Source organism: Bacillus cereus group sp. BfR-BA-01453, from assembly GCF_022662915.1.
GTDB lineage: Bacteria > Bacillota > Bacilli > Bacillales > Bacillaceae_G > Bacillus_A > Bacillus_A paranthracis.
The window spans coordinates 1-16,689 of the sequence record NZ_JAKUEN010000008.1 but is presented as its reverse complement, the minus strand read 5'-3'; the positions used below and the strand labels follow the sequence as shown (position 1 = coordinate 16,689).

Sequence of the window (16,689 nt, the reverse complement as noted above, 5' to 3'; positions counted from 1 at the left end):
GATATACAGTTATTTTCTCATAATCTTTTCTATGAAAAAAAACGTTTTCTTACCTTTTTCTGATAAATCAATTAAGAAATGTAAGACTATATAAGTGAGAACCCCAAAGAACATCTGTTCTTATTTTAACAAACATTCGCATCCATGTCTATAAGACTTCTAAAATAAACTGAACATTTTTCTGACATTTCTTTCTTTTTTATCTTTTATCTCATACAATAAACATACAGACAGGCAAAGGGGGAATTTGCGAATGATTGCTTTTTTTATTGATTTTGTCACTGTTGCTGCCCTCATCATCGGAATAACAGCATTGATTGGCGTCATTACAAATAGTATTGGTGAAAAACTCTTTGGCGGAAAAGAAAAGATGAAGTTTGTTAATAAAAGTTTGGATGTACAATCCGGCTGGAACGAGGTTGGCGGGAAAGGTATTTATAAGAAACGTACGTATTAAAAAAAGCAGGTAATCACCTGCTTTTTTCTTATTTCTCTACTGACGCCCATTTAAAGCTTAAATCGCCGCCATATTTATGGTTGTACATATTTTTAATTGATTCTCTTTGTAAGTATGCTCTACCACGTTGATATACTGGAACAATCGCAGCGTCATCAAGTAACATTTTTTCTGCTTCTAGTAAACTTTTCCAACGAGCATTTACATCGCTTCCATCTTTTTTCGCTTTCATGATGATCTCATCATATTTCGGATTAGAATATTTCATTTTATTTTGTGATCCATCAGTTACAAACATATCAAGATATGTAATTGGATCTGGGAAGTCTGCACTCCATCCAGAGAATGACATGACGAAATCGCCCGCATCTTCTAATTTTAGTTTTTGCGCGAATGGTTGTTGTTTAATTTTCACTGTTAAACCTGGTAAATTCTTTTCTAACTCACCTTTTAAATATTCCCCTGTTTTCTTCGATAATTCAACATCTTCGTTTAATAACTCTAATTCGATTTCATTTTTACCAAGCTCTTTTTTACCAGCTTCCCAATATTTCTTCGCTTCTTTCACGTTTGGTTTTACAATATCTCCATTTACAGCACGGAAGTCCTTTTTATCCGGTCCTTTAATGAAGTTATCAGGAATTAATCCTGTTGCTGGCTTAGAACCGTTATTTAATAATGTATCAACGAACGGTTTACGTTCAAAAGCAAGTGAAATTGCTTTACGAATATTTTTATTTGCTAACGCTGGATCTTTTTGATTTAAACGAAGGAAGAATACAGATGTATCTTCTACTGTTTGGAAATCTGGTTTTCCTTTATATTTATCGATGAACTCCGCTAATAACGTCGCTCGATCGACTGCGTTTGTTTCATATAAATTAATTGGTGTAGACGTATCTTTTACAATATTAAAGTTTACTTCCTCAATCTTCACTTCTTTATTGTCCCAATATGACGCGCTCTTTGTCATTTTAAAGCTACGTTCATGTTGCCAATCACTTAATGTAAATGGTCCGTTATAAAGTGTTGTATTCGCTTCCAAACCAAACTTCGTACCTTGCTCTTTCACGAACTTTTCATTCACAGGATAGAAGATTGGATATACCATTAAATCTACAAGATATGGAATTGAATTGTCTAATTCCACTTCTAATGTATAATCATCAATTGCTTTTACACCTAATTGATCTGGGCTCATCTCTTTTTTATTGATTTTCTCAGCATTTTTTATATCATACATAATGTACGCTGATTTCGCAGCTGTATCTGGGTTAATCGCTCTTTGCCATGCGTATACGAAATCTTTCGCCGTCACAGGCTCACCATTTGACCATTTTGCGTCTTCACGTAATTTAAATGTATATTTTTTACCGTCTTCTGACTTTTTGAATTCCTTCGCTACACCAGGAACTAGCTTATCATCTTTTCCTAGACTGTATAAGCCTTCCATCGTATTAGTCATTACTCTTGAAGAAACTGCATCAGCTGATAACGCTGGATCCATCGTTGGAATTTCTTGCGTTTCAATTAAGTTAATAACTTGCTTCGCACCGCTTTTCCCGCTATCCCCTTTTGCGTTCGCTTGCGGTTCATCTTTTTGGTAGCTACATGCCCCTAACATCATGCTCATTGCTACTGTTGATACTACAAAAACTGGCATCTTTTTTTTCATACTTCCACCCTCCACAAAAATGTTAGCCCTTTCATTTTCAAACAAAAAGAAATATATATATGTTCTAATAATTCATATTATACACACAAATATATTTTTTGTATATTTATATTTCTATTTTATTAAAATTTTCTGTTAAAATTCAAACCTTTGTAAACGTTTCATATTGCTGATTATCCTTACTAAAGTGTTGAAAATAGTTATTTTTATATTTTTCTAAATTATCAGAGAAAAACAAAGTTTATATTTTATAATACTTTACGCATAATTATCCTTCTGTTTTTATCATAAAATAGCTCTCCCTTCATAATAAAGATATGTAGGTTAAAATGAGTGCAAAGGTTAAGAAAGTATGTTACGATACACTTTGCTAAAAATAGATATCGGTAAAGAGGGGACGGACATGACAGCAATTCAGGCAAAAAACGGGCCTACTAAGAAATTAAGTTTATTCTTATTAACATGGCCTATTTTTCTAGAAGTTTTTCTATTTATGTTAATGGGGATCGCTGATACTTTCATGTTAAGTGCATTATCAGACGATGCTGTATCTGGGGTTGGTGCAGCGAATCAATACCTCCATATCGCTATTTTGGTACTAGAAGTCATCGGGAACGGCGCAGCGATCGTCGTATCTCAATACCTCGGTTCCAAACGTTTTATGGAAGCATCTAAAATATCAGCTTTAGCCGTCACATTAAATTTAGTGGTCGGACTCGTAATAAGTGCTGGTTTTCTTTTATTTTCAAAACATATGATGATGGCGATGAACTTACAAGGCGATGTACTTATGTATGCACAGAGCTATTTATCCATCGTCGGAGGAGCTATTTTCCTTCAAGCTATTATTAATTCATTAGCCGCAATTATCCGCGTACATGGCTTCACAAAGCAAGCGATGTTTATTTCTCTTGGAATGAATATTATTCATATCGCTGGAAACTACGTACTCATTTTCGGAAAATTTGGTTTCCCAGAGCTAGGTGTACAAGGGGCTGCCATTTCTTCTGCTGTCAGCCGACTTATAGCGCTTATCGTTTTCTTCTGGTTACTGTACCGCGTTATGGAGTACCGTGTAAAATTACAATATTATTTCACCTTATCAAAAGAATATATCGGGAAAATTTTAAAAATCGGAATTCCATCTGCGTTTGAGCAGGTTATGTATCAAGCTTGCCAAATTGTCTTCTTATACTATGCAACATATTTAGGAACGGAATCGTTAGCTGCTAGACAATACGCTACGAACATTTCTATGTTCACTTATTTATTCGCTATTGCAATCGGTATGGGAACTGCAATTATTATCGGACGTCTCGTTGGCGGTGGTGAAAAAGATGAAGCGTATGAACGTGTATGGAAAAGTGTAAAGTGGGCGATTGGTGTCACTTTATGTATGGTTGCTCTCGTTATTACATTCCGCACACAATTAATGGGACTATTTACAGATAATCCGCACATTATTGCGTTAGGTGCAAGCGTTCTTTTACTAAGTGTACTACTTGAAACAGGGCGTACGATGAACATCGTCATCATCAATTCACTTCGCGCAGCTGGTGATGCAAAGTACCCAGTTTTAATCGGCGCATTCTCTATGGTGTTAATGAGTTTACCACTCGGTTATTTTTTCGCCTTCCATTTAGATATGGGGCTCGTTGGTATTTGGCTAGCAATTGCTATTGATGAATGGACACGTGCCATTATTATGTTCTTCCGCTGGAAAAGTAGAGCGTGGGAGCGTTATGCGCTTGTTAAACCTCAAGAACAAGAGGAGATTGTTTCTGTTCAGGCGCAATAATACTCGTTTAATTAAGGTGTAGTCATTAGTATAAGCAACTTATATCTGCGATTCTTTAAATATATCGACTTACCGAGAAATATTGACAACTCTTTTATATAGTAAAAAATCCATTCTTCCGTGATAGAAGAATGGATTTTTTATTATTGATAAATCTCTTTATATTTCTTATACTCCGCTTCAGAACATAGTACGAAATGTCCTGGGCGAATTTCACGCATTGTCGGTTCTTCACTACCATAATTGTGCTGAGATGGATCGTATACGATACGTTTACGATTGCGCTCATAATCTGGATCTGGAAGTGGAATTGCTGATAATAGTGATTTTGTATATGGATGAATTGGATTTGCATATAACTCATCACTTGTTGTTAATTCAACGATTTGACCACGATACATTACGCCAATGCGGTCACTAATGTATTTTACCATTGATAAATCATGGGCAATGAATAAGTATGTTAATCCTTTTTCTTTTTGTAACTTTTTCAGTAAGTTTACAACTTGTGCCTGAATTGATACGTCAAGTGCTGAGATTGGCTCATCGGCAATGATAAATTCAGGTTCTACAGCAAGTGCACGAGCGATACCGATACGTTGACGTTGTCCACCTGAGAATTCATGCGGGAAACGGTTTGCGTGCTCTTTATTTAAACCAACTGTGTTTAATAATTCATGCACACGGTCCATACGCTCTTTTTTGTTTTTCGCTAATCCGTGAATATCAATACCTTCTGCAATAATATCCCCTACTGTCATACGAGGGTTTAATGATGCATATGGATCTTGGAAAATCATTTGCATTTTACGGTTGAATTTCTTCAGTTCTGCGCGTGATTTTTTACCATGTACATTTTCACCATCAAACAATACTTCACCAGCAGTTGCATCATATAAACGAATGATCGTTCTTCCAGTTGTTGATTTACCACAACCCGATTCTCCTACAAGACCAAATGTTTCTCCGCGGTAAATATCAAATGAAATATCATTAACCGCTTTGACAACACCACCACTCACGTCGAAGTGCTGCTTTACATTTTTTACTTCAATTAATTTCTCACGTTGTTTAGTCATGTTGTTCACCTGCTTTCATTTGAAGAATACGTTTTTCAACGACTGCCGGCGGTTTTACTTCTGGAGCTTGCTCATGAAGTAACCAAGTTGCCGCATAGTGTGTATCACTTACTTTAAATAAAGGTGGGTCCATTTCAAAATCAATTTTCAGTGCCTGTGGGTTACGTGGTGCAAAAGCATCTCCCTTTGGCGGCTTCAATAAATCTGGAGGCGTTCCAGGGATTGCATATAACTCTTCTTCTGAACCATCTAAACTTGGCATAGATGCGATTAAGCCCCAAGTATATGGATGTTTTGGATTGTAGAAAATTTCATCTACAGTTCCAATTTCAACAACTTTACCAGCGTACATAACTGCTACGCGGTCCGCAACGTTCGCCACTACACCTAAGTCATGCGTAATGAAAATGATTGCTGCTTCTGTTTTTTGTTGAATGTCCTTCATAAGCTCTAAAATTTGCGCCTGAATTGTAACGTCTAGCGCTGTTGTCGGCTCATCGGCAATCAATAATTTTGGGTTACAAGCTAATGCCATCGCAATAACTACACGCTGTCTCATACCACCAGAGAATTGGTGCGGATATTGTTTTAAACGAGCTTCTGGATTTGGAATACCTACAAGGTCGATTAATTCCAACGCAACTTTACGTGCGTCTGCTTTACTCATTCCTTGGTGTTTAATAAGACCTTCCATAATTTGATTTCCAATTGTCATCGTTGGGTTTAATGATGTCATTGGATCTTGGAAAATCATCGCGATATCTTTACCACGTACTTGCTGCATTTCTTTTTCTGTTAATTTCGTTAAGTCACGACCTTCAAATACGATTTCACCATTTTTAATGCGTCCAGGAGGATTCGGAATTAATCCCATTAACGCTTTAGAAGTAACTGATTTCCCAGAACCAGATTCTCCTACAATCGCTAATGTTTCCCCTTTTTTCAAATCAAAAGTAACGCCGCGTACAGCTTGTACTTCACCTGCATGTGTATCAAAGGAGACTTGTAAATCTTTTACCTCTAACAATGTTTTCATCTTTGCCTCTCCCCTCTTTTACTTACGCATTTTTGGATCTAACGCATCGCGTAATCCGTCTGCCATTAAGTTAAACGCTAAAATTAATATACTGATGACAACCGCAGGAATGAACATCATATGCGGATACGTTTGAATTGATTTATAACCGTCATTTACAAGAGAACCAAGTGATGCGAATGGTGGCTGAATACCTAAACCGATGAAGCTTAAGAACGCCTCACCAAACACCGCTGTTGGAATTGTAAACATTGTCATTACGATAATTGGTCCCATTACGTTCGGGATTAAGTGTTTTACAATTAATTGTGTGTTTGTTGCACCTAATGTACGAGATGCTAATACGTATTCTTGGTTTTTTAATTTTAAGATTTGTCCACGAACGATACGCGACATCCCTATCCAACCTGTAATTGCCATTGCGAGTGTAATTGACCATATACCAGATCCCATAATGATTACCATTAAAATAACGATGATTAAGTATGGAATACCGTTAATAATCTCCATAATACGTTGCATAATGTTATCTACTCTACCACCATAGAATGCTGAAATACCTCCATATGCAACCCCAATTACTAAGTCAATTGCTGCTGCTAAAAGAGCGATATATAATGATACTCGTGTACCTTCCCATGTTCTTGTCCATAAATCGCGTCCAAGATCATCTGTACCAAACCAGAAATACTCTTTAATATCACGTTTTTCATATTGATCAACACCATATTGATCTGTACCGTCAAATGGTAGCCAATGAACATTTTCAATAACTGGAATTTTCGGTGGCAATTTCGCACGTCCTAAATCTTGCTCTTTATACGAGTGTTTACTTACCATCGGCCCAAAAATTGCTAGTAATATAATAAGCGTTAATAAAACTAAACCAAACATTGCTCCTTTATGTTGGAACAAACGTCTTCTTACATCTTGCCAAAACGTTAAGCTTGGGCGGGCAATGACTTCATTATCCACATTATTTTGATTAGCTTGTTGAAATAAGTCTGGAGATAATTTTTGTACATCTTTCATCATTTTTTCCCTCCCGCTAAACGAATACGAGGATCAATAATTCCGTATAAAATATCAACAATGAAAATAACTAAGATGAAGATCGCACTATAGAAAATTGTCGTTCCCATAATAACTGTATAGTCATTCACTGTAATAGATTTAACGAACTGTTCCCCTAGTCCTGGTACAGCATAAATTTGCTCAATAACTAATGTACCTGTAATTAACCCTGCAACCATTGGTCCTAAAATTGTTACAACTGGAATTAACGCGTTACGAAGGGCGTGTTTAATAATGATAACACCTTGGCTAATTCCTTTCGCTTTCGCTGTTAAAATGTAGTCAGCTTGCATAACTTCAATTAACTCTGCACGAGCGAAACGTGCGATTGTTGCGATAACTGCCATCGATAAAGCAATTGTAGGCATTACTGTAAACTCTGGTCCTTTCCAGAATGCTACTGGGAACCATCCAAGTTTTACCCCTACGAAATATTGTAGTAATGCGGCAAATACGAACGATGGTACCGACATCCCGAGTACGGAAATAATTGTTGCTCCATAATCGACCCACGTATTGTTACGAAGTGCCGCAACGATTCCTAAAATTAAACCAATAAATGTTCCTAATATAATCGCTTGTAAACCAAGTTGTGCTGATGGTCCAATGCGATCCACAATCATGTCTGTTACTGGACGGTTATCATATTGGAATGATACCCCTAAATCCCCTTTTGCTAAGTTACCTAAGTAACGTGCGTATTGAACTGGTACTGGATCATTTAAGCCATATTTTTCAAGAATGATTTCTTTTTGTGCCGGTGATAACTTCTCCTGGTTTTTAAGCGGAGAACCCGGAAGTAATTTCATTAAAAAGAAAGTCAGTGTAGTAATTAAAAATAATGTCAAAGCCATGTACACGAAACGTTTTAATACATAACGTCCCATAGTCAAGCACCTCCCCGTTTTTCTCAAAAGCAATAAGATAGTTTTAAATATTCTTACTTTTATTTTTTTAAAATAAGAGTACATGCCCATCATAGGCATATACCCTTATTCATGATGGAAACCATTTTTAGTTTTTGAGTTCAACCCACTTATAGCTAAATTCCCCGCCATATTTATGTTCTAATAGGCCAGTAATAGATTGGCGTTGTAAATATGCTTTTCCAGGTTGATATACTGGAGCAATTGCTGCATCTTCAAGTAGTTGTTTTTCTGCTTGTAATAATGCATCCCAACGAGCTTGTACATCAACTTCTGTTTTTGCTTTTTTAATTAAATCATCATACGCTGGGTTTGCGTAATGTACTTTGTTTTGCGCATTACCTGTCGTATACATTTCAAGGAATGACATTGGATCCATATAATCTGGACTCCATCCCGCATATGACATTGCATAATCTCCACTTGCTTCAAGTTTTAATTTTTGTGCAAATGGTTGCATTTTTGTTGGAACTGTTAAACCTGGTAAGTTCTTTTCAAATTGGCCTTTTAAATACTCTCCGATTTTTTTAGCATCATCAGTATCAAAGTTTAATAGCTCTAACTCTACTTTGTCTACACCAAGTTCTTTTTTACCAGCTTCCCAGTATTTTTGTGCTTCTTTCATATCCTCTTTTATAAGCTTTCCGTTTTCTTCACGGAAGTCTTTTCCATTCGGACCTTTTGCTAAGCCTTTCGGAACAAAACCATATATACCCTCTGAACCATCGTTTAAGATTACTTTTCCGATGTTTTCACGTTCAAAGGACATTGCAATTGCTTTTCGGATATTTTTATTTGCTAAAAATTTATTCTTTTCATTTAAGCGAATAAATTGTGTAGATGGTCTCTTAATCGTTTTAAAGTCAGCATCTGATTTGTATTTATCTACAAACTCTGATGTTAAGACTACACGATCAATTGCTTTCGTTTCATATAAATTTATAGCAGTTGAACGATCCTTAACAATATTGAAGTTTATTTCCTCAAGTTTTACTTCTTTATTTTCCCAATACGTTGGATTCTTCTTAAGCTTGAAACTTTGTTCATGCTTCCATTCATTTAATACGAATGGACCGTTATAAAGTGTCGTATTGGATTCTAATCCAAACTTTGCTCCTTGTTCTGTTACAAATTTCTCATTCAAAGGATATAATGTTGGATAGACTGTTAAACTTACAAAATAAGGAACAGGGTTATCTAATTCCACTTCAAGTGTATGATCATCAATTGCCTTTACACCAAGTTCTTCAACTGGTAACTCTTTTTTGTTAACTTTCTCCGCATTTTTAACATCAAATAGTATGTAAGCAAACTTGGCACCCGTGTTTGAATCTACAGCCCTTCGCCAAGAATAAACGAAGTCCTTCGCTGTTACAGGTTCACCATTAGACCATTTCGCATCTTCACGTAACTTAAACACATATTTTTTGCCATCCTCTGATTTCTCATAAGATTTAGCTACACCCGGAACAAGTTTATCATCTTTCCCCAGACGATATAACCCTTCCATTGTGTTATTCATGATGTTAGAAGATGTTGCATCTGTTGATAACGTCGTATCCATAGTTGGGATTTCAGCTGTCTCAGTTAGATTTAACACTTGCTTGTTTGAGGATTTTTCTTTCGCGCCTGCTTTATTATCCTCTTTTTGGTAACTACAAGCTCCTAACATACTGACAGTCAACGTCGATGCAAGTAATAACGGTATCTTTTTCTTCATGTTGTGTTGCCTCCCCTAATTGCACTTCCTGTACCCTCACTTGTAAAAAAGTAGAATTGAAAGAATAATCTCCAAGTTTCTACAATTTTCATTATACATATAATATAACAATTGTGAATATAGTTTTTTGTTTTTTTGTTAAAATTTTTAATAAAATGTTTATTTTTTTATTTTTTTGTAAAGGGATACGTTAACATTGCTACCATCATCTTGCAATCAGACCTTTAATTGCGTATAATTTTCAAAAAATTAGTTCTAGTACATATTATAGCTTTTATAGTATAATAATTCTAGTAATATTTTGACGGAGGGGAACATTTTGAATAAAGTTTTTTTTCATACTTGTATACTAATTTTCATAGCGATAATCGCTTCTAGTATTGGTGCATTCCTCGTTTCATCGCATTTTTTGTTGAATTTTGTCAACATCTCTTTTTATATTGCACTATTTTTTATTCTTATAGGCGGTTTTTTATTCATATTTCAAAATGGATTTTTTAACGTAACAATTTACGCATTCCAAAGAGTATTTGGTACGAACAAAAAAATTGACTCTTTAATTGAAGAAGTAGAGGAACCTGTCGATAAGAAAGAACGTATTTATAAAACATATTCATTCAAATGGACGTATCCAATTTGCATTACCGGTATCATTCTTGGATTATTCTCGACCTTCATTAGCTTTACTATTTTGATGTAGTTTGCAAACACTATCCCATATGATATAATAATCAGCAAAACATTTTGTTATAAAACTTTAGTTCTTTCATATTTAAAAGAACTCAGGTAACAATAAATAAATTTATATGTATGCGATGATAAAGAAGAGTACATATTGAGGCAATTTCAGAGAGCTTGTGGCTGGTGTGAACAAGTAATTGTACAGTATGGAATGGGCTTTTGAGCTCCAAACCGAACCGAAAGTAGTAGGCTTTGGCGTTATATCCAAACGTTATTATGGATTAGAGAGATTTCACAGCAGTGAAATAATTAGGGTGGTACCGCGGTCCATTCGTCCCTATAGTTTTTTGGGATGAATGGGCTTTTTTGTTTGCCTTCTCTTCCCCCATTACGCATTCAAATTTAGGAGGAATTACTTATGTCAGTTATCTTTTCTGGTATTCAGCCAAGTGGAACGATTACACTTGGAAACTATTTAGGAGCTATGAAGCAATTTACAGAGCTTCAGAACGAACACGACTGTTATTTCTGTATTGTAAACCAACATGCAATTACAGTACCTCAAGATCCTGTCGGGCTTCGTAAAAACATCCGCAGTCTTGCTGCACTTTATGTAGCATGCGGCATCGATCCTGAAAAAGCTACTTTATTTGTACAATCAGAAGTACCAGCACACGCTCAACTAGGATGGATTATGCAATCCGTTGCTTACGTTGGAGAATTAGAGCGTATGACGCAATATAAAGATAAAGCATCAGGTAGAGATTCAGTTCCAGCTGGATTACTAACGTATCCACCATTAATGGCTGCTGACATTTTACTTTACAACACGGAAATCGTACCGGTTGGTGATGATCAAAAACAACATATGGAATTAACACGCGACCTAGCAGAGCGTTTCAACAAACGCTTCCGTGAAGTATTCACAATTCCTGAAATTCGCATTCCAAAAGTAGGGGCTCGCGTTATGTCACTAACAGAACCTACGAAAAAAATGAGTAAATCTGATCCGAACCCAAAATCAATGATCAGCATGCTTGATGAACCAAAAACAATTGAAAAGAAAATTAAGAGTGCTGTAACTGACTCTGACGGTATCGTGAAATTCGATAAAGAAAACAAACCTGGCATCTCTAACTTATTAACAATCTACTCTTCATTCTCTGGAAAAACAGTTGAAGAAATCGAAGCAATGTATGAAGGAAAAGGATATGGCGACTTCAAAGGCGACCTAGCACAAGTAGTCGTAGAGGCAATTCGTCCAATCCAAGACAAATATAACGAACTAATCAACTCACCAGAACTAGACGAAATTCTAGACAAAGGTGCCGAAAAAGCAAACCGCGTTGCATTCAAACAACTACGCAAAGTAGAAAACGCAATGGGACTAAGCAGAAAACGTAGGTAATTTATAAAGCGGAGGCGGCTCGTTCAGCTCTGACTGGCTAAGGTTCTTTCGCATAAAAGGCGCTTTTTGCCTTCTTATGCGGAAGGTTCTTAGACACGAAGAGCTTGCCGCTGGAGCTAAGTTACCACAAATAAAAAAAACCGCCAATTGGCGGTTTTTTTAATTTACCTTTTGCTCGTTTTCCATTTCCCATAACTTTTCAAAAAATGGCTGTCCTTTTACGAGACGCTCGCATAATTGTTCGTGCTTCTCAGACCAACCTGTTTTCGCTTCATCGTACAGCTTAGCCCAAATATCTTCAAATTCCATATGTTGAACCATTCCGTATGCTGATGGATCCCACTCTGTGAACCAATAGCGAATTTCTGCTGTGTTTTTCGTTGTATGTAATTGATCTAACGCCATAAATAGTAATTGTTTAAGCTGCCTTTCTTTACGAGTTAAGCCATTCATAATGAAAGGTGATGGTGATAAAATATGATGTTCTTTTTCCATTTCTTCTACTTGGAACTCATACTTTTCTGCTTGTACGTTTTCTACCATCTCATATACCATCTGCTCTTGGCGCGGTATAAGTCTGCTCTTTCGAATTGGCACGTTGTAACCAATTGTATCAATCGCAATAATTCCTTTTCCATCTGTAACTACAAAGCAATACTCTTGCTGCAAACGTTCATGATTTTTACGAATATAAGCCTTATGATGTACGTCTTCCAACATTTTTTGCGGAAGCTCTAACAATTCGTTCTCGATGTAATGATATAATGTGGAATCTACTTTTAATAATGGCACTTGATCTAATAGCTCAATCGTATCATCTTTCCGCCATTCGTAAAAATGACAAACGTTATACCCATTCTCTTCACCTTCAAACCAATTTACCCATACATCATGTAGATATAACATTCACTACCCCTCACTTCACTACTGTTTGTATCCATCATTATGTTCAATTTTTCTTAACTTTATTCCACCTAAGGAAATATATTCTAATTATTATTTTTTCTTCTATTAATACTAAAAAAACAGGAAAGAGAGCTCCTGTTTTTTATATATGAAATGTATTTGCTTTATTCAATATTTCTTTCGCATCTATAGGTAATAAAGAAAGTGTATCTTCTCCTTCCAAAGTTACACAATCTTTAACAATATGAAATCCAAGCGCATAGCCAAGCATCTTCGGATAAGAGTGAAAACCATTTAATAAGATGTCGTGCTCCCTTGTTCCTCGCTTTATACTTATTCTTTCATGTACAACGTTTTTCCAATAATATATAGCCTCTTCTTTTGAAAGATACGTCGTCCACGGTGCATTGTTTTTTTCTGAATATCTTTCCGTTACCGCTTGCTCAGCTAACCCTTCCATAATCATCGTATCAAGTAATGTATATTCCGTTTCTTTCGTCTCAATTTGATGCAACCTGCATATGTGATGATATTCATGCGCCAATAGAACTTTTAATTCTTCCACCGAATTCCGTCCACATACGAATAAGAAAATAACGTGACGCATAGATAATCCAGCCCTGCCGTTATACTCTTCTTGTACAGTTCGATTATAGGAATCTGATAATAAAATAAAGACAGGGACATCTGGACCTTTTAACCAATTTTTCAGTTTCTCATACTCCGCACGTAACTCTTTCCAAACTTCCTTTTTCTCTAACTCTGTAATTTCTCGTTCTCCTCGCATAACAGGGCGATACATACCTTTAGAAATTAAAAAGCGATACAACCTTTCTTTTGGCAGCGGGATATACTTCGTAAACTTCTCACATAGCTTTTCTGGCCGTCCATAATATAGATGTAACCACTCAGCAGTTTCAACAATCCCCATCTTTATCCCTCCTTTTTCTTATGTATATGCAAAAGGAGAAAAAGGCGTAAAAATAAATAAGGAGTTTTTTCGCAATATGTTACGAAAAAACTCCTTATTTCATCTATTATTTATACGCTTTAAATACTAATACTGCGTTATGACCACCGAATCCTAATGAATTACTTAACACCGCGTTTACTTCTTGATGTCTCGCATTATTCGGTACGTAATCTAAGTCACATTCTGGATCTGGTGTCTCATAGTTAATTGTTGGAGGAATTACTCCATCTGTAATTGATTTAATAGAGAAGATCGCTTCAACAGCACCAGCTGCTCCTAATAAGTGACCTGTCATTGATTTCGTTGAACTGATTGCTACTTTATACGCATGCTCACCGAACGTTTCTTTAATTGCCATCGTTTCATACTTTTCATTCGCATCCGTACTTGTACCATGCGCATTAATGTAATCAATATCTTCTGGCTGTAGACCTGCATCCGCTAAAGCTTGACGCATTGCGCGCACGCCGCCTTCACCGCCAGGAGCTGGCATTGTAATATGGAATGCATCACCAGTTGCACCGTAACCAGCGATTTCCGCATAAATGTGAGCACCACGAGCTAATGCGTGCTCTAATTCTTCAAGAATTAAAATACCTGAACCTTCACCCATTACGAAACCACTACGGTTTTTATCGAATGGACGGCAAGCTGTTGCTGGATCTTCATTGAATGTTAATGCTTTCGCTGAGCTAAATCCTGCGAATGCCATACTTGTTAACGGCGCCTCTGCTCCGCCCGTAATCATTGCATCCGCATCACCGCGCTGAATCGCCTTAAATGCATCACCAATTGAGTTTGCACCAGATGCACAAGCCGTTACAGAACAAGTGTTAATTCCTTTTGCCCCTGTTGCGATTGATACTTGGCCTGCTGCCATATCTGGAATCATCATCGGTACGAAGAATGGGCTCACGCGGCGCGGGCCTTTCTCAGTAAAAATCTTAAATTGTTCTTCGTATGTTTCCATACCACCAATACCAGAACCAATCCATACACCAATTCGAGGTCCATTTTCTTCTGTAATCTCAAGCTTTGCATCTGCAACTGCCATTTTCGCTGCTGCTACTGCATATTGTGTAAAGCGATCCATACGGCGCGCTTCTTTTTTATCAATATATTTCTCGACTTCAAAATCGTTAATTTCTGCTGCTACTTTTGCTGGAAATAGTTCCGGATCAATTCTTGTAAGTCGTCCGATTCCAGATACACCTTTTTTAATGTTTTCCCACGCTGTTTCAACATCTGTACCGACCGGTGTAACAGCTCCTAGTCCTGTAATTACGACCCTCTTTTTTTCCATACAAAATACACTCCTTTTTTTCTCTCAGTCCTTATTTACCCCAACGAAGAGCGACTGCTCCCCATGTTAATCCGCCGCCAAAACCAACAAGTATAATTAAATCACCATCTTGAATACGTCCGTTTTGCAATTCCTCTACCATTGCAATCGGAATGGAAGAAGCTGATGTATTACCGAACTTCTCAATTGTCATACTCATTTTTTCTTGTGGTAAATTTAATCTCTCTCTTGCAGATTCCATAATACGAATATTCGCTTGATGCGGTACTAAGAAATCCACATCTTCTTTCGTAAGACCAGCTTTATCTAAAACGCGAAGACAAGAATCCCCAAGTTGACGAACAGCAAATTTAAAGACTTCTCTGCCATTCATCATAACATACTCATCTTGATAAAGATGCTTACCGCCACTTCCGTCCGCTCCTAATTCGAAAGATAGAACGCCTTTCCCTTCTGAAACAGCTCCCATTACGATCGCACCAGCTCCGTCTCCAAATAGTACCGCTGTATTTCGATCATTCCAATCTACAATTTTAGATAGTTTATCACTACCAACTACTAGTATATTTTTATAAGTTCCCGTTTGAATAAATTGCTGCGCTGTAATCATTCCGTACATAAAACCAGCACACGCTGCACTTAAATCCATTGCAGCTGCATGTTTTGCGCCAATCGCTTCTTGAATAACACAAGCTACTGCTGGAAAAGCACGATCTGGTGTTACTGTCGCTACTAAAATAAGATCGATATCCTCTCCGCTAACCCCTGCATCTTCAAGCGCTTTTTTAGAAGCCTCTACGGCCATATATGAAGTATCTATTGTATCATCGGCAATGCGTCTTTCCGCAATGCCTGTTCTCGTACGAATCCATTCATCGGATGTATCCATTATTTTCTCTAAATCGTGATTTGTGACTACTTTTTCTGGCACATATCTTCCGATCCCTAAAATGCCCACGTTCACATCGCAGCCCTCCGTTTTATATCAATTATTATGACTTGGTACTAATTTTAAAACATAAATGTATTTTTGTCTAGAATATATTTCGGCTAAAACATAAAGCTAACGCATTATTCACCTTATTGTTTATGAAAAGAAACGGAAACATACCTTTACCTGTTCTTTCGAAATATAAAAAAGCCCGAACCGTTTCTACTTACGGTTCGGGCCTCTCTTCCATCTTAAAAGATGCTTTTTATTCTTTTTATGCTTTCCTTCTAAACTAGAGAGTTCTCCTCACTACTTTTCCTTTACCCTCTTCATATATCTGGTTTTCCCCCAGGCGAGAATAAAAAAAGGCCCTGACCGCTTCTATCCACGGTTCGGGCCTCTCTTCCATCTTAAAAAGATGCTTTTTATTCTTTTTATTCTTTATCTGCTTTCCTTCTAAACTAGAGAATTTTCCTCACTACTTTTCCTTTACCCTCTTCATATCTCTGGTTTTCCCCCAGGCGAGAATAAAAAAAGGCCCTGACCGCTTCTATCCACGGTTCGGGCCTCTCTTCCATCTCAAAAGATGCTTTTTATTCTTTTTATTCTTGATCTGCTTTCCTTCTAAACTAGAGAATTTTCCTCACTACTTTTCCTTTACCCTCTTCATATCTCTGGTTTTCCCCCAGGCAAGAATAAAAAAAGGCCCTGACCGCTTCTAT

14 protein-coding genes and 1 other annotated feature are annotated in these 16,689 nt (G+C 36.9%); of the genes, 4 read left to right on the top strand and 10 right to left on the bottom strand.

From position 1 onward, the window contains the following. Positions 1-253: 253 nt before the first annotated feature. Entirely contained in the window at positions 254-457 is a 204-nt protein-coding gene (locus MR070_RS16695; protein ID WP_000559976.1) for a hypothetical protein, read from the top strand. A 28-nt stretch (positions 458-485) separates the two neighbouring features. Here the strand turns inward: MR070_RS16695 and MR070_RS16690 are convergent, their stop codons facing one another. Then, positions 486-2,132: a peptide ABC transporter substrate-binding protein gene (locus MR070_RS16690; RefSeq protein ID WP_144660118.1), complete on the bottom strand. Its 1,647-nt coding sequence runs from the start codon at positions 2,130-2,132 to the stop codon at positions 486-488. 352 nt (positions 2,133-2,484) lie between these two features. On the opposite strand from MR070_RS16690, the gene MR070_RS16685 reads away from it, so the two are divergent. Then, entirely contained in the window at positions 2,485-3,930 is a 1,446-nt protein-coding gene (locus tag MR070_RS16685; protein ID WP_242261645.1) for an MATE family efflux transporter, read from the top strand. Between the two features lie 143 nt (positions 3,931-4,073). On the opposite strand, the gene MR070_RS16680 is transcribed toward MR070_RS16685, so the two are convergent. The 5 genes from MR070_RS16680 to MR070_RS16660 all read right to left on the bottom strand — a co-directional run bounded on the left by MR070_RS16680 (position 4,074) and on the right by MR070_RS16660 (position 9,765). Continuing rightward, on the bottom strand, positions 4,074-5,009 hold the full coding sequence (locus tag MR070_RS16680) for an ABC transporter ATP-binding protein (RefSeq protein WP_000166346.1): 936 nt from the start codon (positions 5,007-5,009) through the stop codon (positions 4,074-4,076). After that, complete coding sequence (locus tag MR070_RS16675) at positions 5,002-6,045, bottom strand: ABC transporter ATP-binding protein (protein ID WP_000854346.1); 1,044 nt, start codon at positions 6,043-6,045, stop codon at positions 5,002-5,004. The genes MR070_RS16680 and MR070_RS16675 overlap by 8 nt, the downstream gene beginning before the upstream one ends. 18 nt (positions 6,046-6,063) lie before the next feature. Beyond that, positions 6,064-7,080 carry an oligopeptide ABC transporter permease gene (opp3C, locus tag MR070_RS16670; protein WP_000974101.1) on the bottom strand — a complete coding sequence of 339 codons (1,017 nt, stop codon included), beginning with the start codon at positions 7,078-7,080 and terminating at the stop codon, positions 6,064-6,066. Next, complete coding sequence (opp3b, locus tag MR070_RS16665) at positions 7,077-8,006, bottom strand: oligopeptide ABC transporter permease (protein ID WP_000534165.1); 930 nt, start codon at positions 8,004-8,006, stop codon at positions 7,077-7,079. The genes opp3C and opp3b overlap by 4 nt, the downstream gene beginning before the upstream one ends. A 127-nt stretch (positions 8,007-8,133) precedes the next feature. Then, a complete protein-coding gene (locus tag MR070_RS16660; RefSeq protein ID WP_000727229.1) occupies positions 8,134-9,765 on the bottom strand; it encodes a peptide ABC transporter substrate-binding protein in 1,632 nt (543 codons plus the stop codon). 319 nt (positions 9,766-10,084) lie between these two features. Between MR070_RS16660 and MR070_RS16655 the strand changes: the two genes are divergently transcribed. Further along, a complete protein-coding gene (locus MR070_RS16655) occupies positions 10,085-10,465 on the top strand; it encodes a DUF3899 domain-containing protein (protein WP_001044987.1) in 381 nt (126 codons plus the stop codon). A 106-nt stretch (positions 10,466-10,571) separates the two neighbouring features. Beyond that, positions 10,572-10,788, top strand: a binding site (T-box leader). Positions 10,789-10,864: 76 nt separating this feature from the next. Continuing rightward, positions 10,865-11,854 (top strand): tryptophan--tRNA ligase, encoded by a 990-nt coding sequence (gene trpS / locus MR070_RS16650; protein WP_000110984.1) that lies wholly within the window; start codon positions 10,865-10,867, stop codon positions 11,852-11,854. A gap of 159 nt (positions 11,855-12,013) precedes the next feature. Here trpS and MR070_RS16645 read toward each other — a convergent pair whose 3' ends face one another. The 4 genes from MR070_RS16645 to fabH all read right to left on the bottom strand — a co-directional run bounded on the left by MR070_RS16645 (position 12,014) and on the right by fabH (position 16,000). Continuing rightward, on the bottom strand, positions 12,014-12,760 hold the full coding sequence (locus MR070_RS16645; protein WP_000966137.1) for a YjbA family protein: 747 nt from the start codon (positions 12,758-12,760) through the stop codon (positions 12,014-12,016). 142 nt (positions 12,761-12,902) lie between these two features. Beyond that, positions 12,903-13,691: a DUF2268 domain-containing putative Zn-dependent protease gene (locus MR070_RS16640; protein ID WP_197225627.1), complete on the bottom strand. Its 789-nt coding sequence runs from the start codon at positions 13,689-13,691 to the stop codon at positions 12,903-12,905. A 106-nt stretch (positions 13,692-13,797) separates the two neighbouring features. Further along, positions 13,798-15,036 carry a beta-ketoacyl-ACP synthase II gene (gene fabF, locus MR070_RS16635; RefSeq protein ID WP_000412651.1) on the bottom strand — a complete coding sequence of 413 codons (1,239 nt, stop codon included), beginning with the start codon at positions 15,034-15,036 and terminating at the stop codon, positions 13,798-13,800. A 31-nt stretch (positions 15,037-15,067) separates the two neighbouring features. Beyond that, positions 15,068-16,000 carry a beta-ketoacyl-ACP synthase III gene (gene fabH / locus MR070_RS16630; protein WP_001100541.1) on the bottom strand — a complete coding sequence of 311 codons (933 nt, stop codon included), beginning with the start codon at positions 15,998-16,000 and terminating at the stop codon, positions 15,068-15,070. Positions 16,001-16,689: the final 689 nt, after the last annotated feature.